The organism is Marinobacter sp. M3C (assembly GCF_023311895.1).
Classification (GTDB): domain Bacteria; phylum Pseudomonadota; class Gammaproteobacteria; order Pseudomonadales; family Oleiphilaceae; genus Marinobacter.
Map to the genome: position 1 here is coordinate 2,769,457 of NZ_CP092284.1, position 22,703 is coordinate 2,792,159.

18 protein-coding genes and 1 pseudogene are annotated in these 22,703 nt (G+C 54.5%); 3 read left to right on the forward strand and 16 right to left on the reverse strand.

Annotation, left to right across the window (positions count from 1 at the left end; translation table 11 throughout):
- Nucleotides 1-57: 57 nt before the first annotated feature.
- The 11 genes from MIH18_RS13105 to MIH18_RS13155 form a co-directional block, all read right to left on the reverse strand.
- Nucleotides 58-933 (reverse strand): ParB/RepB/Spo0J family partition protein, encoded by an 876-nt coding sequence (locus MIH18_RS13105; protein WP_249009069.1) that lies wholly within the window; start codon nt 931-933, stop codon nt 58-60.
- Nucleotides 934-991: 58 nt separating this feature from the next.
- A complete protein-coding gene (locus tag MIH18_RS13110; RefSeq protein ID WP_249006935.1) occupies nt 992-1,786 on the reverse strand; it encodes an AAA family ATPase in 795 nt (264 codons plus the stop codon).
- Nucleotides 1,787-1,844: 58 nt separating this feature from the next.
- Nucleotides 1,845-2,492, reverse strand: a complete 648-nt coding sequence (gene rsmG, locus MIH18_RS13115; RefSeq protein WP_249006936.1) for a 16S rRNA (guanine(527)-N(7))-methyltransferase RsmG — start codon at nt 2,490-2,492, stop codon at nt 1,845-1,847.
- On the reverse strand, nt 2,493-4,379 hold the full coding sequence (mnmG, locus tag MIH18_RS13120; protein ID WP_249006937.1) for a tRNA uridine-5-carboxymethylaminomethyl(34) synthesis enzyme MnmG: 1,887 nt from the start codon (nt 4,377-4,379) through the stop codon (nt 2,493-2,495).
- A 313-nt stretch (nt 4,380-4,692) separates the two neighbouring features.
- Entirely contained in the window at nt 4,693-6,048 is a 1,356-nt protein-coding gene (locus MIH18_RS13125; RefSeq protein ID WP_249012582.1) for an MFS transporter, read from the reverse strand.
- Nucleotides 6,035-9,130, reverse strand: coding sequence for an efflux RND transporter permease subunit (locus tag MIH18_RS13130; protein ID WP_249012583.1), 3,096 nt, complete (start codon nt 9,128-9,130; stop codon nt 6,035-6,037). Before MIH18_RS13130 ends, MIH18_RS13125 begins: the two co-directional genes overlap by 14 nt.
- Before the next feature lie 3 nt (nt 9,131-9,133).
- Nucleotides 9,134-10,246, reverse strand: a complete 1,113-nt coding sequence (locus tag MIH18_RS13135) for an efflux RND transporter periplasmic adaptor subunit (protein ID WP_249006941.1) — start codon at nt 10,244-10,246, stop codon at nt 9,134-9,136.
- 57 nt (nt 10,247-10,303) lie between these two features.
- The gene (locus MIH18_RS13140) at nt 10,304-10,864 is read right to left on the reverse strand and encodes a DUF3833 domain-containing protein (protein ID WP_249006942.1); all 561 of its coding nucleotides are present in this window, start codon (nt 10,862-10,864) and stop codon (nt 10,304-10,306) included.
- A gap of 130 nt (nt 10,865-10,994) precedes the next feature.
- A complete protein-coding gene (nhaD, locus tag MIH18_RS13145) occupies nt 10,995-12,470 on the reverse strand; it encodes a sodium:proton antiporter NhaD (protein WP_249006943.1) in 1,476 nt (491 codons plus the stop codon).
- 212 nt (nt 12,471-12,682) lie between these two features.
- Nucleotides 12,683-14,374, reverse strand: coding sequence for a dihydroxy-acid dehydratase (ilvD, locus tag MIH18_RS13150; RefSeq protein ID WP_249012584.1), 1,692 nt, complete (start codon nt 14,372-14,374; stop codon nt 12,683-12,685).
- 223 nt (nt 14,375-14,597) lie between these two features.
- Nucleotides 14,598-15,263, reverse strand: coding sequence for a DUF2959 domain-containing protein (locus tag MIH18_RS13155; protein WP_249006945.1), 666 nt, complete (start codon nt 15,261-15,263; stop codon nt 14,598-14,600).
- A gap of 114 nt (nt 15,264-15,377) precedes the next feature.
- Between MIH18_RS13155 and MIH18_RS13160 the strand changes: the two genes are divergently transcribed.
- Nucleotides 15,378-15,836 (forward strand): YchJ family metal-binding protein, encoded by a 459-nt coding sequence (locus MIH18_RS13160; protein ID WP_249012585.1) that lies wholly within the window; start codon nt 15,378-15,380, stop codon nt 15,834-15,836.
- A gap of 356 nt (nt 15,837-16,192) precedes the next feature.
- On the forward strand, nt 16,193-17,587 hold the full coding sequence (locus MIH18_RS13165; protein ID WP_249012586.1) for a diguanylate cyclase: 1,395 nt from the start codon (nt 16,193-16,195) through the stop codon (nt 17,585-17,587).
- On the opposite strand, the pseudogene MIH18_RS13170 reads toward MIH18_RS13165, so the two are convergent.
- A pseudogene (locus tag MIH18_RS13170) lies at nt 17,517-17,715 on the reverse strand (Crp/Fnr family transcriptional regulator); the annotation flags it as partial. The gene MIH18_RS13165 and the pseudogene MIH18_RS13170 overlap by 71 nt on opposite strands.
- Before the next feature lie 180 nt (nt 17,716-17,895).
- On the opposite strand from MIH18_RS13170, the gene MIH18_RS13175 reads away from it, so the two are divergent.
- Nucleotides 17,896-18,726, forward strand: coding sequence for a DUF126 domain-containing protein (locus MIH18_RS13175; protein WP_249006948.1), 831 nt, complete (start codon nt 17,896-17,898; stop codon nt 18,724-18,726).
- 86 nt (nt 18,727-18,812) lie between these two features.
- Here MIH18_RS13175 and mnmE read toward each other — a convergent pair whose 3' ends face one another.
- The 4 genes from mnmE to rnpA form a co-directional block, all read right to left on the reverse strand.
- Complete coding sequence (gene mnmE / locus MIH18_RS13180; RefSeq protein ID WP_249006949.1) at nt 18,813-20,183, reverse strand: tRNA uridine-5-carboxymethylaminomethyl(34) synthesis GTPase MnmE; 1,371 nt, start codon at nt 20,181-20,183, stop codon at nt 18,813-18,815.
- Between the two features lie 120 nt (nt 20,184-20,303).
- Nucleotides 20,304-22,016, reverse strand: coding sequence for a membrane protein insertase YidC (gene yidC, locus MIH18_RS13185; RefSeq protein ID WP_249006950.1), 1,713 nt, complete (start codon nt 22,014-22,016; stop codon nt 20,304-20,306).
- A gap of 4 nt (nt 22,017-22,020) precedes the next feature.
- On the reverse strand, nt 22,021-22,284 hold the full coding sequence (yidD, locus tag MIH18_RS13190; RefSeq protein ID WP_249006951.1) for a membrane protein insertion efficiency factor YidD: 264 nt from the start codon (nt 22,282-22,284) through the stop codon (nt 22,021-22,023).
- Nucleotides 22,284-22,700, reverse strand: coding sequence for a ribonuclease P protein component (gene rnpA / locus MIH18_RS13195; RefSeq protein WP_249006952.1), 417 nt, complete (start codon nt 22,698-22,700; stop codon nt 22,284-22,286). The genes yidD and rnpA overlap by 1 nt, the downstream gene beginning before the upstream one ends.
- Between the last annotated feature and the right edge of the window lie 3 nt (nt 22,701-22,703).

Genomic DNA, 22,703 nt, shown 5'->3' on the forward strand with positions numbered 1-22,703 from the left:
TATAACAGCAGCATCATACTTTGGGAGGGGGCTCGAAAGTTCAAAAGACCTGGCAATTTAACGGATGTGACCCAAAATGCCATCAAGCTCATCAAGTGAACTGTACTCAATCACCAACTTGCCCTTGCCACGCTGACCGTGATTAATAGCCACCCGTGCGCCCAGACGCTCGGCCAGATCGTCCTGCAAAGCCCGGATATTTGGGTCTACCCTGGGCTTGGCCATTGTGCCGCTATCGGGTTTCTCCTGCTGCAGCTGACGCACCATAGCTTCGGTTTGGCGCACCGACAATGAACGTGCCACCACCTGCCGGGCAACCTGCATTTGCTGCTCTGGCGCCAGAGTCAGCATGGCGCGGCCATGGCCCATTTCAAGATCGCCATGTTCCAGCATCAGCCGCACATCTTCGGTCAAGCCAATCAGGCGCAGTAAGTTAGTAATGGTGGTCCGTGACTTGCCGACTGCTTCGGCCACTTGAGCCTGAGTCAGCCCGAATTCGTCCTGTAAACGTTGCAGGGCAAACGCTTCTTCGATGGGGTTCAGGTTTTCGCGCTGAATGTTCTCGATCAGGGCCATAGCGATGGCCGCTTCGTCTGATACGTCCCGGATAATAGCCGGTATCGACTCCAGGCCTGCCATCTGGGCGGCGCGCCAACGGCGCTCACCCGCGATCAGTTCAAAGTGTTCGGCGGCCAGAGGGCGTACCACAACTGGCTGCATCACGCCTTGCTGGCGAATGGAGTCGGCCAGCTCTTGCAGGGCTGCCGGGTCCATATCGCGGCGCGGCTGATAGCGGCCACGCTGAATCAAATCCAGAGCAATATCCCGCAACTCGCCGTCTTGGCTGGCCGGTGTCTGCTCCAGATTTACGCGGGAATTCGCTAGTAGGGCTCCTAGCCCGCGCTCCCCAAGTCCTCGTTTTTTCGCCGCCATGGTGTCAGCCACTGTTTCCGTTAATGTCCATCAAATTGCGTTTTGCGTTGGCGGCATCTTACACCGCAACCGCGTCAGATGCTTTCTTTGCTCCGTGCCGGCGAACCATTTCACCCGCCAAAGCCAGGTAGGCAATAGCGCCTTTCGAGGCTTTGTCGTACTTCAAGGCAGGCATGCCATGGCTGGGCGCTTCCGCCAGGCGCACGTTGCGGGGAATGACGACGCGGTACACTTTATCGCCAAAAAATTCGGTGAGCTGGCCAGACACATCCCGCGTCAAACTGCTGCGGGGGTCGTACATAGTGCGCAGAATGCCCTCAACCTGCAGATTAGGATTTACCGTTTCCTGAATCTGCTGCACCGTGTTCATTAGCGCTGCCAGGCCTTCCAACGCGTAATACTCACATTGCATCGGAATCAGAATGGAATCGGCGAACGACAGCGCGTTCACCGTCAACAGGTTCAGCGATGGAGGGCAATCAATCAACACGTAATCGTAGTTGTCGCGAAGCGGGTTCAGGGCTTGGCGCAGGCGATGCTCGCGGCCGATTTCCGTCATCAGCTCCACTTCAGCTGCGGTCAAATCACCGTTACCCGGCATGATGTCGTAACCGCCCATCTCGTTATAAATGATGATCTCACTGGCGCTGGCACGCTTGGTGAGCAAATCATAACCAGAGAGTTGCAGGGCGTTTTTATCAATGCCGCTGCCCATGGTGGCATTGCCCTGGGGGTCCATGTCTACCAACAGCACCCGGCGCTTGGTCGCGGCCAGAGATGCGGCAAGGTTGACGCAGGTGGTGGTTTTACCCACACCGCCTTTCTGATTGGTCACCGCAATCACGCGCGCCATCGCTTGCCTCCCATGTCGGAATTGATTGTTGGTCAGAGGATCAGCGCTGCTGAATTCCTCAGTGTGGGTGTCCGTTGCGGCCAATAATCAGCACGTTACGTTCACCCTCTACGCCGGGCACTGCCAGCCTATAAAACGAGTTTACCTGCCAACCACGGCCAAGGGCAGCCACTTCATCATCGGGATACTGGCCTTTCATGGCAATAAACTCACCGTTACCTGCCAGCAGGTGGTCGCACCAGTTCACTTGGTTGTCCAGTGCGGCAAATGCACGGCTGCTGACCTGGGTAAACAGCTCACGGGGCTGGTACGCCTCGGCGCGACTGTGAATAACGTCCAGATTGCGCAATCCCAACTCCAGCACACACTGCTTAAGGAAGCGGGTTTTCTTACCGTTACTGTCTAGCAGAGTAAAGCGCGTGTCTGGCAAGGCAATGGCCAGCGGAATTCCCGGCAAACCGCCACCAGCTCCAACGTCCAGCAAGTGGTGGGTGGTCACAAACGGCAAAATGCTGAGGCTGTCCAGCAGTTGCCGCGACACCATCTCGCGTTCATCACGCACAGCGGTCAGGTTGAATGCTTTGTTCCATTTAGCCAGCAACGCCAAAAATGCCAGCAGCTGTCGCTGTTGGCTGACGTCGAGCTTGAGCTCCATTTGCGCCAGGCCTTCGTCAAGCTGACGCTGCCATACTGAATTCTGTGCCATTTACGCGCTCTGCTTGCGCAACAAGTCGCGCTTTTTCATATGCACCAGAATCTGGCTTATGGCGGCTGGTGTAACGCCTTGAACTCGGGATGCCTGGGCGACGGTTTCGGGTCGCACGGCTCCTAGCTTCTGCTTGATTTCGTTGGATAACCCGCCAATTATGCCATAATCCAGATCGACTGGCAGCGCGGTGTTCTCATTTTTGCGCAGGCGCTCGATCTCATCGGCTTGGCGCGAAATATAGCCTTCGTACTTAATTTCGATTTCAACCTGGTCAGCCACTATGGCGTCATCGGCCCGATATTCCGCGATATCGGCAATGTGAGCGTACACGATTTCCGGGCGCCGCAGCAGCTCGGCCAACGTGTGGTCGCGGCCCAGGGGCTGCTTCAAATACTGATTGGCGCGCTCACCCGCGGCGGTGTTCGGGTGCACACGCGTGCCTTCCAGGCGACTGCGTTCGGTGCCTATGGCATCGCGCTTGGTGTTGAATTTACTCCAGCGTTCGTCGTCTACCAGACCCAGTTCACGGCCGCTGTCGGTCAGGCGCAGGTCAGCGTTGTCTTCGCGCAAAATAAGTCGGTATTCGGCGCGGCTGGTGAACATGCGGTAAGGTTCGGAGGTACCCATGGTGATCAAGTCATCCACCAGTACACCAATATAGGCCTCATCACGGCGCGGATACCAGGCGTCTTTTTCCTGCGCCTGACGTGCTGCGTTAATGCCCGCAAGCAAGCCTTGCGCTGCCGCTTCTTCGTAACCGGTAGTACCGTTAATCTGGCCGGCGAAATACAAACCCTGAATGAACTTGGTTTCCAGGGTGTGGCGTAAATCCTGCGGGTTCAGATAATCGTATTCAATGGCGTAGCCCGGGCGCATGATGTGGGCCTTTTCAAAACCCGGAATTGACTGCACTGCCCTAATCTGGATATCAAACGGCAAGCTGGTGGAAATGCCGTTGGGATAAAGCTCGTGCGTGGTCAGGCCTTCAGGCTCGACGAAAATCTGGTGCGAGCTCTTATCGGCAAACCGGCTTACCTTATCTTCTAAAGACGGGCAGTAGCGTGGGCCAACACCGCCAATTTTGCCGGTGAACATCGGCGAGCGGTCAAAGCCGCTGCGGATGATGTCGTGGGTTTCTTCGGTGGTACGGGTGATATAACAGCAAACTTGCCGTGGGTGTTCAGCGCGGGAACCCATAAACGACATAACCGGCGCTGGGTCATCGCCCCACTGTTGCTGCATCACTGAAAAATCTACGCTGCGGGCGTCAATGCGCGGCGGCGTGCCAGTTTTCAGCCGGCCAACGTTAAACGGTAACTCCCGCAGGCGCTGAGCCAACGCATTGGCCGGAGCATCGCCAGCACGGCCACCGGCGTGATTTTTCATACCAATGTGTATGATGCCGCCCAAAAAAGTACCGGTGGTTAGAACCACTGTTTTTCCCAGGAAACGGATGCCGGTCTGGGTGACTACGCCGGTTACCCGCTCGTTCTCCACAATCAGGTCATCGGCGGACTGCTGGAACAGAGTCAAATTAGGCTGGTTTTCCAGTATTTCACGGATGGCCGCTTTGTACAGAATGCGGTCGGTCTGGGCGCGGGTAGCGCGCACGGCGGGGCCCTTGCGGCCATTCAACACGCGAAACTGGATGCCGGCCCTGTCGGTGGCACGGGCCATGGCTCCGCCTAACGCGTCAATTTCTTTTACCAGATGGCTTTTACCGATACCGCCAATGGCCGGGTTGCAGGACATCTGCCCCAGGGTCTCAATGTTGTGGGTCAGCAACAGGGTGTGTGAGCCCATGCGCGCCGCTGCCAACGCGGCTTCGGTGCCCGCATGGCCACCACCAATAACAATTACATCGAAACGGGTCGGAAAATCCACAAATCACCTCAAACAACGGGAACAGAATCGAGTAAAAACGAGGCCGCGAGTATAACGCCTCGGCTGTTAAATTGCAGTCGGGATGTGCAAATTTTAACCAGTTACGGTACGCCTTAACAAAATTCCTCAGCGGCCTCAGAAATGGCCGTGAAACTGGCTAGATTTCAACCGCTTGTCAGACCTAGTTCAAGTCCGTCACTATAAAGTTATCCACAGATCAACGCATATGTTTACTGCCCTTATTAACAGCATAACAACTTGTTTTTTCTACCTTTAAAAAAACAAATTCAATTGCTGCCTGAAGCTTGTTCACTTATTTATCCACATGGTTGACGGCTGATTCCTGCCCTCTGTAGCGGCGAATCCGTAACACCAGCGGCAGCACCAGCAGATTCACCACAGACAAGATCAACAGAAACAATGGAATACTCAAACCGGCAATTCCCAGCAGCAGCATACCCGCCAGTGCACTGACCACCATAAACAACGAATTGATGACGTTCAGCGCGGCGATAATGCGGGCGCGTTTATGGGCCTCGGTGGCACTCTGAATATAAGCGTACAAGGGCACAATAAAGAGCCCACCAGCGGCGCCAATCAACACCAGATCGACCAGCAGCCTCCAGTATTCAGGTTGGCTCAGTAACAACCACCAGGTGGTTGGCACGGCGCTGGCCGGCAGTGCGAAAAACAGATCGATACCCGGTAAGGTTAAACCCAGGGCGCCCCAGGGCACGGGCGTCAGGCTGACACTGTGGTGGGTTAGCCGCTCACACAACACCGAACCACTGGCAATTCCGACAATAAACAGTGACAGCAACAAGGTAACAACGGTTTCATCGCCCTGCAGATGCAGCCGGGCAAAATTGGGGAACTGGGTTAGATAGGCTGCGCCCAAAAACCAGAACCAGGAGATGGCCAATATCGCCAGCAACACCGAGCGCTGTTCGGCGGCCACCGCCATCAGACGCCAACTTTCCCGCAGGGGCTGCCAGCGCATGGGGCTCATTGATTTTGATAGTTCCGGCGCGGCTGTCGCGGGTATTTGGCGCGCGCTCAAGTAGCCCAATAGCGCCATGATGACCACGGCAAAGGCTATCAGCGGAGTTGCCAGGGGCAAACTGGCCAGTACGCCGGCGGCAATGGTGCCCAGCAATATGGCCACGAATGTGCCGCCACTCACCAGACCATTACCACCCACCAGCTCGCTGGGCTCCAGCACCTCGGGCAAAATGGAATATTTGACCGGGCCAAAAAAAGCGGACTGGGTGCCCATCAAGAACAGCAGACACAGCAATACGCCGTACCATCCTTGCCACAACGCTAACGCCGCCAAGGTCATGATGACGATTTCTGCGGCTTTCACCCAGCGAATAATACGGGCTTTTTCGTGACGGTCAGCCAACTGGCCAGCCAGCCCGGAAAACAGAAAATAGGGCACAATGAACAAAAATGCAGCCAAATTAACCACCAGGTCCACCGGCAGGCCGGCCCAGCCTGCGGTGGTGAAGGTGATCAACAGCAAGAGCGCGTTCTTGTAAAGGTTGTCGTTAAAAGCGCCGCTGAACTGGGTCAGGTAGAACGGCAAAAATCGCCGCTGGCGCAATAGCTGAAACTGACTCGAGCTGCTACTCGAACTGATATTAGTATTGATATCAGGACTGCTCACTGAGCGCTTCCAACTTTCGTTCAACAGCGTTGGCAGAGCTGGCAAAGCGCGCCAGCAGATTGTATAGCACCGGCACAATAAACAGCGTCATGCTAGTGGCAAACACAAGTCCCCCCAGTATGACCACGCCAATGGCGGCACGGCTTTCGGCGCCGGCACCGGTGGCCAGTACCAGAGGAATAGCACCAAACACCGTAGAGATGGTGGTCATCAGCACCGGGCGGAAACGCAACACTGAGCCTTCCACAATGGCGTCGCGTACCGAATAGCCCTGATCCCGCAGTTGATTGGCAAATTCAACAATCAAAATGCCGTTTTTCGCCATCAACCCCAGCAACATAATAATGCCAATCTGACTGTAAATATTCAGGCTGATACCGGTCCACCACAGGGCCATAAGTGCACCGGTAATCGACAAGGGCACCGACAACATGATAATTAGCGGATGAATCCAGCTTTCAAACTGCGCAGCCAACACCAAAAATACAATCAAAAAGGCCAAACCAAAGGTGATAAAAATGGCCGATGAAGATTCCTGGAACTCCCGCGACAGCCCGCGATAGCTTACCCGCGCTTCCGGCGGCAGGGTGTCCATCGCCAGGGTGTTCAGGTAATCCAGCGCGGAAGCCAGATCATAACCGTCAGCCAGGGAGCCGCTGATCACCACCGCTGGCAACCGGTCGATGCGGCGCAAATCCGGATTGGCGCCGATTTCTTCCCAGCTCACCAACGCCTGCAAAGGCACCATCTGCCCGCCTTCCCGCGGGCGCAGGAAAATCTGGCCCAGGTCTTCCGGCGTGGCACGGTCAGCATCTGCGGCCTGCACCACCACATCGTATTCGCGGCCACGGTCAATGTAAGTGGTCACCTGGCGCGAAGCCAGCATGGTTTGCAGGGTTAAACCCACGTCTTGCACGGTAATGTCCAGGTCGGCAGCGCGCTCGCGATCTACGTTTACCCGCAATTCCGGTCGGGTCAGTTCGAAGTCGGTTTCCAGGCTGAGAAGGTTCGGGTTCTGTTTCGCCCGTTCAATCAGTTCTTCGCTCCAGGCCTGCACCGATTCGTAATCCGGCCCCGCCACCACAAATTCCACCGGCTGGCTAAAACCGCGCTGGCCCAGGCCTGGCGGGTTGATGGGAATAACCCGCGCGCCGGAGATCTGGCTCATTTTTTGGCGAATCTGATTGGTCACATCCTGCTGTTTGATGTCACGCTCGTTCCAGGGTACCAGGCCCATGATCATAAACCCGCGGTCTTCCTCACCCCGAAAGCCCACAATGGACAGCATCCGGCTGGCGACGCCGTCTTCAATATAAGGTAACAGCTGAGCTTCAGCCTGACGCACGTAGTGGTCGGTGAATTCCACGGTGGCGCCGCGGGGAGCGCTGACCGGCATGATAATGGTGCCACGGTCTTCGGTCGGCGCCAGCTCTTGCGGCAACTGGGGATAAATAGCACCGGCGGCCACCAGCCCCGCCAGCCCTAATCCCAACCACAAACCGGGCTGACGCAGGGCAAATTCCAATCCCCTGCGATAGCCACTGGCAAGACCATCAAAACTTTTTTCAATGACCGCCCAAAAACCCCTGGTCTGCCCGGCCTTGGGGCTAGGGCGCAGCCATTTTGAGCACAACATGGGCGCCAGAGTAAGCGCCACCAAGCTGGAAAACACCACCGCGGCGGCCAAAGTAAAACCGAATTCGGCGAACAATCGGCCTACGTTGCCACCCATAAAAGAAATGGGCACGAACACCGCCACCAAGGTAACGGTGGTGGCAATCACCGCAAACGCCACCTGGCGCGCACCGTAATAGGCCGCCAGCAACGGCGCTTCACCGTCATCAATGCGGCGCTGAATATTTTCCAGCATAACAATGGCGTCATCTACCACCAGGCCAATGGCCAGTATCACTGCCAGCAATGTCAGCACGTTGATGGAAAAACCAAGAAAACCCAGGCCGATAAAAGCACCAATTACCGCGACTGGAATGGTCACTGCCGGGATCAAGGTGGCACGCCAGGAACGCAAAAACAAAAAAATGACAAGAATTACCAAGGCCACAGAAATGGCCAGGGTGGTTATAACCTCTTTGATCGACGCACGAATAAACACCGATTCGTCGTAGCTTTCCGAGATATTCACTTCTGGGGGCAGAGTTTCGCGGATCTGCACCAGCTCTGCCAATACCGCGTCAGACACTGCCACTGTATTGGCTTTGGATTGGCGGATGATACCCAGGCCTATGGATGTTTGGCCATTGGCACGAAAGGTGCCGGAATCATTTTCCACGCCCATCTGCACATTAGCCACTTCGCCCAGGCGCAGCAGGTCGTTACCGGAGCGGCGTACCACAAGGTTACGAAACTCATCAACAGTGGTCAGCCGGCCCTCGGCGCGCACCGTAAAGTTGCGGGTAGAAGACTCTACCGAACCGGCAGGCAATTCGACGTTATTGGCCCTTAACGCTTGTTCCACCTCGGCGACGGTAACGTCCCGCGCGGCCAGCTTTTCCCGGTCTAGCCATACACGTATGGCGTAGCGCCGTTCGCCTCCAATACGCACGTCCGCCACACCGTCCAGCACCGAGAAACGGTCTGCCAAGACACGATCGGCGTAATCGCTCAGTTCGGCGCTGTCCCATACGTCACTGCGCAGGGTGATCCACATCATTGGACGGGCGTCGGAATCGGCTTTACTTACCACCGGTGCGTCGGCTTCTTCCGGCAACTGGTTGCTGATGCGCGATACCGCATCGCGCACGTCGTTGGCGGCAATGTCGATATCGCGGCTGGTGTTGAATTCAATACTGGTGCGGGATTCGCCCTGTTCGGTGGACGATTCGATAGAGCGTATGCCTTCGATACCGCTGATGGCGCCTTCAATCAATTCGGTGATCTGAGTATCCACCACTTCGGCGGCGGCGCCGGTGTAATCGGTGCTGATGGACACCACCGGCGGGTCGATATCCGGGTATTCGCGCACCGGTAGCCCCATTAACGCAGTCAAACCAAACACCACAATCAACAAACTCAATACCGTGGCAAATACAGGTCGCTTGATAGATACATCGGACAGCACCATGACTTAAGACTCCCCGCCGTTGTCTGCGCCTGCGCCGGAAATAAAGCGGTTAGCGGGCAGCTGTGCGTCAGGATTCGGCGACACTCGTTCACCACTGCTCAAACGATCCTGACCGGTCACGACAACCTCGGCGCCGTCTTCCAGGCCCTCAGTCACTTCTACCTGGCCCGGCAGACGTGCGCCCAGGCTCACAGTCAGACGCCGGGCGATGCCATCTTCAGCCACGAACACGTAGCTGTTATCACCGCGCACGATCACCGCTTGTTCAGGAATCACCAAAGACTGGCGCTGCTGCAGAGTCAGGCTGGCCGACATGAACTGGCCCGGGCGCAGGCGACCATCGGCGTTGTCGATCAGCGCGCGCACCGCCAGCGAACGGTTGAGCTCACTCACCCGCGAATCCAGCGCCACCAACTCGCCGCCAAACGCCTGCCCTGGGTAGGCCGGAGACTCGCCTTGCACTGCCAGGCCAACCTTAAGCTGGCCCAGGTAGCGTTCCGGCACCGAGAAGTTCAGTTCCATACGGCGGGTACTGTCGAGTGTCGCAAGGCGGGTGCCGGCGGTAACGTAAGCGCCCAGGCTGATATCACTGAGACCAATAATACCGGCAAACGGGGCGCTGATGCGGTGATTTTCCAAATTTACTTTAGCCGCTACGCGCTGTGCCTGAAGCACGTCGGCGGCGGTGCGCAGCTCGTCCATCTGGGCAATAGCGATGCTGTTACTGGTGCTTAATTGGCGGGCGCGATCGTATTGGCGTTTGGCGTCAGCCAGGCGAGCCTCAATAACCTGCAAGTCGGCCTGAGCCTGGCGGTCGTCCAAGCGTAACAGTACGTCACCTTTGGCCACTCGCTGTCCGGGCTCAAGATTTAACTGCACCACCCGGCCGCTGAGTTCAGTGGTCAAAGCAATGGAATCTTCAGCCTGCAGATTACCCACCGCTTTTACCCGGTCGCTCACCGTGGTGCGCTCCGGAAAGGCCACAGCCACCGATGTGGGCGCCCGCTCGGGGGTGCTAGCGGTACCCACATCGGTGTTACTGTTGTAATACTGCACCAGCCAAGCCGCTGCAAGAGCAGCCGCCAGTAGCGCCACCGCAATCAACCATTGCTTCATAATTAATCAGCCTGTTTCTTTTCAATTGGCTCACAGCCATTCACGCTGCACTGGCGATTACGGTTGTTTTTGAATGACCAAAACCAGTTCGCCCACATCAATACCCCACTTACTCATGGTGGTCTGATTGATCAGCGTATCTGGCGTTACCAGGTACATCCAGTCGTCCATGCGCACCTCAAGGGTGCCGTCGCCATAGGCCACCTCCAGTAGATAATTCATGTGTATCGCATTGCCCGACCAGCGCATGGTGCCGGCTTCGGTAACGTCACCGGCGGTGGCGCGATAACTATCGCCGTCTGGCGTTAAGGTCCATACCCGGGTTTGTACTTCGCCATCATCAAAGCGGAACACCTCGTCTAACGTGCCCACGCCCTGCTCGGTCCATGATGCCGTGATATCCGCGTCAAAGGTACGAATAACAGCGCCAGACCAGTCTTTGACCACTCCGTGGGCAGACAGATTGCCAGCGAAGAATTGGTCGGGCACTAACGCTGGTGAGCGATCTTTATAATCATCCAACGATGGGCCGGCACAGCCGCCAAGCGCAAAGAACGGTAGCAGTATCCACAGTCGACTCCAGCCCCATACACGGCCGAAACACAAAATTTTCATCATTCTTACACTCCCTGAGACTGTGGCGTGGTACGGCGGCCGCGATACAGCGACCACCGCAAGAATAGCGCTTAACTGAGGGAATTACGCTGGCGCCCGAGGTTCCGATCAGATTTCGGTGGGCGCCAGAGTTTCAGAACAGAGCAGCGTTAAGCCAAAGGTGGGAAAATATGGCCAGCACGTAGCCCAAGGCAATAGCCGGAGTCCAGCGCAGGTGGCTCATAAAGGTGTAATGGCCACGGGCCTGGCCCATCAGTGCCACACCGGCCGCTGAGCCAATAGACAGCAGGGAACCGCCTACACCCGCTGTCAGGGTAACCAGCAGCCACTGGCCGTGGGACATGTCCGGGTTCATTGACAGCACCGCGAACATCACCGGTATGTTATCCACCACCGCCGACAAAATACCCACCGCAGCGTTAGCCAGGGTGTGGTTCCAGCCAGTGTAAATAAGCGTCGAAATTTCGCTCAGATAACCAATATAACCAAGGCCACCCACCGCCAATACCACGCCGTAGAAAAACAACAGGGTGTCCCATTCAGCACGGGCAATCGGGTTGAACACGTTAAACGGCAACGCCTTGTCCAGGCGGGTCAGCAAGCGGAAGTCCTGGTGCACCTCAGCCCGTTTGCGTTCATTTTCCACATGTTGTTTGAAAGTCCGGCTCAGGTAATAACCAAATATCTGAAGATACCCCAGACCCATCATCATGCCCACCACCGGTGGTAAGTGCAGGAAGTTGCTGCCACTAACAGCGGTGATGATGGTCAGCAAAAACAGGGCAACGCAGCGGCGAGCACCGCGCTTCATAATGACCGCTTCCGTCGCCGGGTTGGGCATGTCATTGGGAAGAAAGAAACTCATGATGATGGCCGGTACCATAAAGCTCACAAGCGCCGGTATGAACAAGTCGAAAAACTCCATGAAATCAACGACGCCCTTTTGCCACACCATCAGCGTGGTGATGTCGCCAAAGGGCGAAAATGCACCACCGGCGTTGGCCGCAACAACAATATTAATACAGCCTAGGCTGATAAATTTCGGACTGTTCTCACCCACTTTTAGCAATACCGCGCACATCAGCAAAGCGGTGGTCAGGTTGTCGGCTACCGGCGAAATACAAAATGCCAACACCCCGGTAATCCAGAACAGACTCCGGTAACTGAAACCTTTGCCCACCAACCAGGCCCGCAAGGCGTCAAACAACTGCCGCTCTTCCATAGCGTTTATGTAGGTCATCGCGACCAACAAAAACAGCATCAGCTCGGAAAACTCCAGCAAGTTGTGGCGAAGTGCCACTGCGGTGCTTTCGTTATCACCATTGGCCACGTAAACAGCGGCTACCGCAAACCAGATCAAACCAGCGGCTATCAACACCGGCTTGGATTTTCGCAGATGCAGCTTTTCTTCCATCATGACGAAAATATAGGCAATCACAAACAGCAGGATGGCAATGTAGCCCACCGGATGGTTGGTCAAGTCCATGGTCTCGGCCGGTGCGGCCAAGGCAGAACCACTAAAAGCAAATAGGGTAAAAAATACACTGAGAAGGAATACCGGCCAGCGCCGGGCAGCCACAGCTAGGGAGAGTGACATTGAGAGTGACATTAATAGGCACCTGAACGTGTTCTTGGGTTTTGGTAATTTAGAGTGCACTCTAAGAGTGGGCTCTATTAGAGCGCAAAGCGGTTGCAAAGAGCTTGACTGATGTCGTTTAAAGCCGCTTTTTCGTTAACTACCATTGGTTTTCATAGTGAAGATTTCGACAATTTACACTCGGCGCCGTACCGCTATCTGCGGTAACGGCGCCGAGCTTGTCCTCAGAGCTCGGGCAGATCCGTCACTGCACCGGTCGACGCCGAACTTACGGTGCGCGCGTACTTGGCTAGCACACCGCGGGTGTAGCGCGGTTGCGGTTGCTGCCAAGCTTCACGGCGGCGTTGCAGTTCGTCATCACTGACGCTCAGCTCAATACTGTCGGCCACAGCGTCAATTACGATTTCGTCGCCGTCTTGCACCAGGGCAATAGGGCCGCCATCAAACGCTTCCGGAGTAACGTGGCCTACTACGAAGCCGTGGCTACCACCGGAGAAACGACCGTCGGTTATCAAGGCCACATCGCTGCCCAGCCCACGGCCCATAATCGCCGAGGTGGGTGACAGCATTTCGCGCATGCCAGGGCCGCCGCGTGGGCCTTCGTAGCGGATCACCAGCACATCGCCAGCCACCACGGTGCCATCCAGAATTCGCGCCTGGGCTTCTTCTTCCGAACCAAACACCCGTGCCCGACCTTTAAAGTGGGTGCCTTCTTTACCGGTAATTTTTGCCACGGAGCCTTCCGGCGCCAGATTACCAAACAAAATGCGCAGATGGCTTTCCGCTTTGATCGGCTGATCCAGAGGCATGATGATTTTCTGGCCGTCGGCGTAGGGTTCTACTGTGGCCAGGTTTTCCGCTAGGGTTTTGCCGGTTACCGTCAGACAGTCGCCGTGCAACATGCCGGCATCTAGCAGCATTTTCATCAGCGGCTGAATGCCGCCAATGGCCACCAATTCACTCATCATGTAGTGGCCGCTGGGGCGCAGGTCTGCCAGCAATGGAACCTTTTTACCGATACGGGTGAAATCATCCAGAGTCAGCTTTACACCCACCGTGTGGGCCATGCCAATCAGGTGCAGTACAGCGTTGGTGGAACCACCCAGAGTGATGATCACAGTGATAGCGTTTTCAAAGGCGGGTTGGGTCATGATGTCGGAGGGTTTGATATCCCGATCCAGCAGATTCATGACCGCGGCGCCGGCGGCTTCGCAGTCGGCTTTTTTGTCATTCGACACTGCGTTCTGCGCCGAGCTGCCGGGCAGGCTCATACCCAGTGCTTCTATGGCCGACGCCATGGTGTTGGCGGTGTACATGCCGCCACAGGAACCGGGGCCGGGAATAGCGGTTTCTTCAATCTGCTTCACTTCAATCAGCGACAGTTCGCCCTTGGCATGGGCGCCCACCGCTTCGAACACGGAAATAATGTCGGTGTGGCCTTCGCCGGGCAAAATAGTTCCGCCGTAAACAAACACGCTGGGCCGGTTAAGCCGCGCCAGACCCATGATGCAGCCAGGCATGTTTTTGTCACAGCCGCCAATGGCTACCAGACCGTCAAAACCTTCACAACCGGCCACAGTTTCAATGGAGTCGGCGATGACTTCCCGCGACACCAGGGAATACTTCATGCCTTCGGTGCCGTTGGCAATGCCATCAGAAATAGTAATGGTGTTAAAAATAACGCCTTTGCCACCGGCCTGGTCTGCACCCTTACAAGCAATGTCGGCCAGTTCGTTGATGTGGCTGTTACACGGGGTGACCATGCTCCAGGTAGACGCAATGCCAATCTGCGGTTTACTGAAATCTTCGTCGTTAAAACCGACGGCCCTCAGCATGGAACGGCTGGCGGACTTAGCCACACCGTCTACAACCGGGGCGGAATAACGGCGGCGAGGGTCTTGGGGGGTATCACTCATGGCGCTGTGTCCTTGTTTTTGTCGTCCTGTCGTTGCGGGTGACGGGCGGCTTTAAGAGGGTTGGGCCGCAAGTTTACACCAGGACTCCACAGCGCTGAAATATTACCGCGGTTGACGGCACAGAATGGGTCACACTTTTATCACTCACATGCCGCTTGCGGCATCGTGCGCGGCGAGAGCTGAAAACAGCCGCGCCGCACATTGCGCCCGGTTAAAGGGCGCCTTAGCGAAACTGCTTTATAAACGCCTCAGACTCGGCAATGGACGCTTCCATATCGCGAATCAGGCTGTCTACATTTTGGCGAATCTGCCCAAGCTCGCCTTCCAAAGCGCCAATCGCCTGGGCGTTCAAATTGTGTTTCAGGAACAAAACCTGATCTTCAAACGCTTGCAGCACCGGGCCCATACGTTTTTCAACCTGACGCATACTGCTCATCAGACTGCTATAACGCTCGCGGGTTTCATCCAGCTGCCGCTCGCTGTTCTCGCGCAAAGCCGCGCTCTTATACAGCTTCAGCTCGTCTTCCCACTCATCAAACAAAGCCGCCGATACATTCTCAACCGATTCGATACGGTCACGAACCCGTTTTGCTGCGTTCTCGCTGTTGTTATAAGCGTCACTGATTGTGTCGTATTTTTTCTGCAAGCTGGTATTAGGCGTGTCTACCACGCTTTGAAACCGCTCCAATGATGAACGGAAGGTTTCACGGGCGTCGCTTTGGGCATCACGGGCTTCGCCAACCCTGTCCACCAGGATATCGCGTTTTTCTACGCCTATTTGTTCCATGGCGCTGTAGTACATGGAGCTGCAGCCGCTGAACAACACCAGCAGACACAATAGGCCGGTTACGCGGGTAAGTGCGGGAAAACGTTTTATGTGAGTAAACATGCTGTAAATAGGTCCTTTTGTCGCTGAATACATCGGTTAACGAGACGGTGTTTAACGGGCTGTTATACTCTTTATGAACTGTAGCCTAACCACCATGGTAAACGCGCCATCATAATGCTTGAGTTATCTACTATCCCACACTGCCCCTGCGACGGCCAGAAGACCTACGCCGAATGCTGTCAGCGCTACCACGAGGGCACCCCTGCGCCCACACACGAAGCGTTGATGCGCTCTCGTTTCAGTGGGTTTGCACTCAAACTTGGCGACTATGTGCGCGTCAGCTGGCATTACAGCACCCGGCCACCAACGCTGAATCTGGACGACGCGCCAGACTGGGCGGCTCTGCGTATTTTGAGCAGCAGTCAAACGGGCGAAACCGGTAAGGTACACTTTCAGGCCATTTACCGGCTGCATCCGGGCTGGGGTTATTTACAGGAACACTCGCAGTTTGTGCGGGAAAATGGCCGCTGGTATTACCTGCAGGGCGAGCCCCACGAGGGCGTTCTGAAACCCGGTCGCAATGAGCCCTGCCCCTGTGGCAGCGGCAGGAAATTCAAGGCTTGTTGCCTTTAGTTTGAGTAATATTTACCAGGGTGATTACCACGCCGTCAACCACATTATGGCGCCGGAATAGTGAACCCTGAACGATTGAGAAAAGGAAATTTTTTGGTGTGCGGTAGCGACCGGACGGCAAAAAAACAGTGAGTATTTTTATCTCGTTTAATAATCTTGTTGCGTTAAAATTTCTCCATTTTGACCGAACTCGCTGTCAAGTGTTGGACAGCTCGGAACATACGATGTGATGATATAGACGCAGACATCATGAGCTTCGTTCGCCTGCGGTTATCCCGCGCTGACCTCATCATTAAAGAGATTAGTGAAGCCTGCCGCAGTATTTCAATGTTTTTCAGTCAACAGGTGGCAAAACCTTGAAGCCCGTCTTTGGCGAACGCGTTCCGCTGAGTGATGAACTGCCTCTGAGCATTCTGGTGACCGATCAGAATGGCAATTGCCTTTACAGCAACGCCGCCTATCAAAAGCTGTGCGGCTGGTCCAGCGATGAGTTGATCGGCTCACACTGGAGCTTGGTTATCCATCCGCAGGATCGCGACGAAGCCATTAGCCATTGGGAAACGGCGGTGTCGGGGCAAGGTGACTTTCTATTCGAAGCACGAGTAGCACTTCGCAATGGCGACGTTGTCTGGACACGCCACAACGCGGCACTGGTGACGGACCACATTCCGGGTAGTGGTTACGTGCATGCGATTGAAGATATAAGCGTCTATAAACTCCATGAGAAAGCACGGAGAGTGGCCGAGGAACAATTGTTCGAGGAAAAGGAACGGGCACAGGTCACGCTCAACTCCATTGGCGATGCCGTGGTGAGTGTTGATATTGATGGCCTGGTGTCTTACATGAACCTGGTGGCACAGGCGTTGACCGGCTTCGACTTTAACGAAGCCATCGGGCGACCATTGAGCGAAATTTTCCAGGTAGTGGATTCAACAAGCCTCAAGCCCGTGACGAACCCAGCTCAACGGGCTATTCAGTCAAACAGTATCGTCGCCCTTGCAGCAAACACTTTGCTAATAACCAAAGACGGCTCAAAAGTCGCTATAGAAGATTCCGCAGCACCTATTCGCAACCGCGATGGCGTGGTTATCGGAGCGGTGATTGTATTTCACGACGCGCAGCTTTCTAACGAAACCACCTCCCGCATGGCGTACCTTGCACAACACGATACCTTAACTGGCCTGCACAATCGCAACGCCTTTTACGAGCGTTTTGAACAGTCCCTTGCGCTCGCAAAACGGCATAAGAAACAAATGGGATTGTTGTTTATTGATCTTGATAAATTCAAGCAGATTAACGATGTTTTTGGCCATGATAGTGGTGACGCGGTTTTGACCACACTGGCTGGCAGGCTTCGAAGCTGTGTACGATCAACGGATATAATTTGCCGTTACGGTGGTGACGAATTTGCGGTGTTACTGAGCGAAATTGAGCAGCCGATTCAAGCGTTTTCTGTTGCCAAAAAAATAAGTAAAACGGCGGCGATGCCCATGGTAGTTGAGGGGCAGAACATTGCGCTTCAGCTAAGTATCGGCGTTAGTATATATCCGGAAAATGGCGAGACCGCCAAGGCGCTGATAAAAACAGCGGATGAGGCCATGTATAGCATTAAAAGCCTGAAACGCCAGCCAACCGACGCCAGAAGCGGGGTAGCCTTGGCAGAAAACCACGATAACTGGCCTAAAGAATGGTGCCGTAGGAAGACAGACGTTCAGTTTCTCTCTCAACCACCGCGTAGCATTCACAATTAAGCGCCTCGAGTGCCGACCTGTCGATGATGGTTATATGGCCACGGTGGTATTGAATTGCGCCCAGTTTCAGCCGCTTCCGTAACACCCTTGCAGCGAACATCCAGCACGTTGGCAGTGAGCTTCTGGGAAAAGCGACCAGCAACTGATTGTGTTCGGGGAGTCAACGACAGTTTTATCGACCTTGCCACCCTTATTTTGCAGTCTGTGGGTCAGTGTCGTAACAGGGTGTTCAGTGCATCACTATTTCCCCCTGACTAGCCAGAGTAGCACCAAGCTTCAACACAATGCTTATTGAAATGGAGTAGTGGATGTCTGACTTTTCACTTTTTGGACGCAGCTTAGTCAATGGTAAAGCTGAAGGTGAGATATTGTATGCCGACGCTGGTATTAGCTTTTGGGGTGGAATTCACTCTTCCACGGGTGAGGTTATAGATCGGCACCACTCGTTAAGCGGTCAAAATATAACTGGAAAGATTTTAGCCATACCCGGTGGGAGGGGCTCTTGCACCGGCAGCAGCGTGTTGCTTGAGTTGATAACAAACGGTCATGCACCGGCAGCCCTAGTATTTTCTGAAAGAGAGGAAATCCTTACTCTCGGTGTCATAATCGCTGACGTGTTATTCAAACAGTCGATCCCCGTTCTCTATCTTGATACAGAGTCATTTGCGACGTTGGAGCGAGCTCAGTTTGGTCGCCTTCAGGGAACGCAACTGAGCGTTTCTGACAGTCAGGCTGAAAACAGCCGGGACTCTGCGGATGATAAGCAAAGCATTACTGAAGGCTCAACAGTCGAACTCAGTCAGACAGACCGCGATGGTCGCGAAAAGGACATCAATGTTTGCATGGCAGTGACATTAGGCCGTGCCGTTCACGAACAGGCACGTGCGGCGGGTTACATCAGCAGATTAGAGACGTTTGGTGCGTTGCTGATCAATGACACTTGCTGGTGCATGATTGGCGAACCTGTCATATCGTCAACAGCCCGGACGCTGATGACGAACTCAGGAAAGTACGCCCACTACGCCCCTAACCTGACAGGGCGAAAGGTGCATTTTGGCAGCCTGGCCGCGTGTGTTAATGCCGCATGCAGTGGCCATGCAGGCGAACAAGTCCCGGAATGGCTGGCCGCAGCTACCTGAAACCATTTGATCAATTTTAAAGGAATTAAAATGACGACCCCTTTTCTAACACTTATCAAACGAAATTGTAGTGGTCGCTACCATACTTATTTTCCAATACAAAAAGAGCCAAAAATCTTGCCTAAAAGCTCGTCCGGCGTTATCTGTCCGGTAATTTCTCCCAGTGCATCCTGCGCAGCCCGAAGATCCTCCGCTAACAGTTCCCCAGCGCCATAGCCTTCAAGCTGAGCCTGGCCCTGCACCAGAAAATCGGCGGCTCGTTCGAGCGCGTCTAAATGACGGCGGCGGGCCAGAAAACCACCCTCAGTGGTGCTCGCGAAGCCCATACACTGCTTTAAATGATCCCTGAGTGCGTCCAAACCCGCGCTGGATTTTGCTGCCAAGCGGACAACCGGGGCCTGTTGTGGGGATATTTCAAATAAGCCTACGCTTTCACCCGATAAATCCACCTTATTGCGGATGACCGTAATCGGCGCTGCAGCTGGCAGCTGGTCAATAAAATCTGGCCAGATTTCATGAGGGCTGGTTTTATCAGTGGTGGTGGCATCCACCATGAGCAGTATGCGATCGGCTTGGCGGATTTCATCCCATGCGCGGGCAATGCCAATCTGCTCCACCTCGTCTGGGCTATCGCGCAAGCCGGCGGTGTCGATGATGTGCAGCGGCATGCCGTCAATGTGAATGTGTTCCCGCAAAACGTCGCGGGTAGTGCCTTCTATGGCAGTCACAATGGCCGCCTCACGGCCAGCAAGAGCGTTCAACAGGCTTGATTTACCGGCGTTGGGCCTACCGGCAATCACTACTTTCATGCCATCCCGCAAAATAGTGCCCTGCTGGGCTTCCAGCATGATGCCCTGAAGCTGGTCCCGCAGATTCTGAAGACCGGTGGCGACTTTGCCATCGGCCAGAAAGTCGATTTCTTCTTCCGGAAAATCGATAGCGGCTTCCACATAAATCCGTAGGTGGGTAACCGCGTCCACCAGCGTTTCAATACGCCGCGAGAACACGCCTTGCATAGAACGCACCGCGCATCTGGCTGCCTGTTCAGAGCTGCTTTCAATCAGATCGGCAATGGCTTCTGCTTGGGCCAGGTCGAGCTTGTCATTAAGAAAGGCTCGCTCGGAGAATTCTCCAGGCCTGGCCAGCCTTGCACCCAGGGCGCACACCTCCCTTAGCAGCAGGTCCAGAATAACGGTTCCGCCATGGCCCTGGAGTTCGAACACGTCTTCGCCGGTGAACGAGTGGGGGTTTGGAAAAAACAGGCCAATACCTTCATCGATCAACTCGCCTTGACGGTCTTTAAACGGGCCGTAGTGGGCATAGCGCGGTTTAGGTGCGTAACCCAGCAGGCTGAAGGCAATAACGGTCGCCTGGGGACCAGAAACCCGCACAATGCCGACGCCGGCTTGGCCGGGTGCGGTGGCGATGGCTGCAATCGTTTCTGTGGGGTGATTCATGGCTGCAGCTCCAGAGCAATATGAGCGGGAAAAGATCGTTTATAACGCTTGGTTTTTCAGAGTACTGAAACAACAAAGGCCCCATAACGGAGCCCTTGCTGGATAACCTGACTGATTAGACTATTTAGTGCCTTTTTCCGCCATTTGAGCTTCAATCTTGCGAGTAATGTACCACTGCTGACTGATAGACAGAACGTTGTTCACTACCCAGTACAGTACCAGACCTGCCGGGAACCACAGGAAGAAGATGGTGAATACGACCGGCATCAACTTCATGATTTTGGCCTGCATGGGGTCTGGCGGCGTGGGGTTCAGGTGCATCTGCAGCATCATGCTGGCACCCATGATAATCGGCAAAATGAAGTACGGGTCCATCACCGACAAATCGTGAATCCACAGCGCGAAAGGTGCGTGGCGCAGCTGTACGCTTTCAAACAGAACCCAATATAAGGAAATAAACACCGGCATTTGCACCAGTATGGGCAAACAGCCGCCCAACGGGTTGATTTTTTCACGCTTGTACAACGCCATCATTTCTGTGGACATACGTTGGCGGTCATCACCGTACAGTTCTTTCATACGAGCCAACTTAGGCGCTACCGCGCGCATTCGTGCCATAGAGCGGTAGCTGGTTGCTGACAGATGGAAGAACAGGCCTTTAACCAACACGGTCAAAAGTATAATCGACACACCCCAGTTACCGATGATTCCGTGGAACCAATTCAGCACAACAAACAACGGTAAAGATATGAAGAACAGCCAGCCAAAGTCCACGGTACGGTCCAGATTTGGAGCTACCGTTTCCAGTCGGTCAATAATTTTTGGACCAACGTACGCCGATGCGCCTACTTCAACGGTTTCCCCAGCAGGTACGTTCGTTGCTGGATAGACAAAACCCATAACAGCCAAGGGGCCGCGGCGTGTGGTTTGGAACTGGGCCTGCTGGTTTGGCTCTGGTACCCAGGCTGTCAGGAAATAATGCTGCAGAAACGCCATCCAGCCGTTGGTGACAGACTGGTTGATTGGTTTGTCTTTAAGATCGTCAAAGTCATACTTTTCATAAGGATCTTCAGGCGTGCTGACGACTAATCCCAAGAAAGCTTTAATACCCATGCTATTTTGGGACGTTTGATCACCGGCCTGGTCACGCACAATTTTGCCGGTAAAGTTCGCTTGCCACTCACTTTCTGATTGGTTATCGATCAAGTAGCGGATACCAATCTGATAGTCGTCGCGGTTGAAGGTGAAGCGTTTGATAATGTTTACGCCGCTGCCAGTGGTGTAATTTAAATCCACTGCCAGCTGATTTTCACCTTCAGCCATCTGGTAACTAGTCTGAGGTGAGCTGTACACCGGTACATCGCCATTACGGCTGTTATCCGGGCCATCTCGACCTATGAGTCCGCTTTCCAGCACGTATAGCCGGTTTTGGGTATTCGACAAGAGCTTTAATGGCTCGTTACCGTTCAGTTCCTTGTCATACTGCAGAAGGGAGCTGCTGATAAGATTACCGCTGACACGGTCTATGGTGATGTCAAACACATCTGTTATTACGTGAACGTATTGATTGCTAATGCTACCACTGTTCGTGCTATTCGTGCCGCTTAGCGCAGTCTTGTTCTCTGGCGTGGCTAACTCACCGGAGTTGTCAATATTGGCGCCACCTGCCTCGGGCAGCGTCATGTTTTCACTATTACTGTTGGCGGAAAAGTCTACAGGCTCACTGTTTTGAGCGACTGGTACAGGCTGGTGATAGTCTTCGTTCCAAGCGAGCACCATCAGATAACTGACGATCGCCAGGCCGGCAAAAAGTACGATGCGTTTAATATCCATAAATTTACTGTCTGGGTTCGTGAGTTGTTGGAACTTGATGGTGCTTGGCAGAGCAGGTGCCCGGAACCGGATCATAACCGGAACTCCCCCACGGATGACACCGCAGCAATCGTTTTAACGCGAGCGAAGAGCCTTTAGCGGCGCCGTGCTGGGTAATAGCTTGGGCAGCGTAATCTGAACAGGTGGGGTAATAGCGGCAACGGCTGGGTAGCACCGGGCTGAGACAATACTGATAAAAACGAATGGGCAGTAGCAAAAGCTGGCGCATTATTCCGTTCCTTTTGCTTTGCCAGGTGTTACAGAGGCTACGGACGCCGGGGAGGATTGCAGTTTGCTGTATTTGCGTTCCAGTCGCTGCCAGAGATCCAGCAGGGCTAGATTGACCTGATTATTGTCTAACTGTGCTAGGCCCTGACGGCCAAGAATAATGATGTCCAGTGCCGGGAGTTGCCGTTTTAACCTGAATGTTTCACGAATTCGGCGTTTAACACGGTTGCGCTGAACAGCCAGTTTCAAGTTCTTTTTTGCAAATATAAGACCGATTCTGGCATGTCCCAGAGAATTGGGCGTTGCCAGAATCAGAAAATTCCGGTGAGGAACTTTCAGTTGCACGTCATCGAAGACTTTGCCGTAATCAGCCGGTTTGAGCAGGCGATGTGATTTCGGAAAGTTCAAAGCCTTCATGAG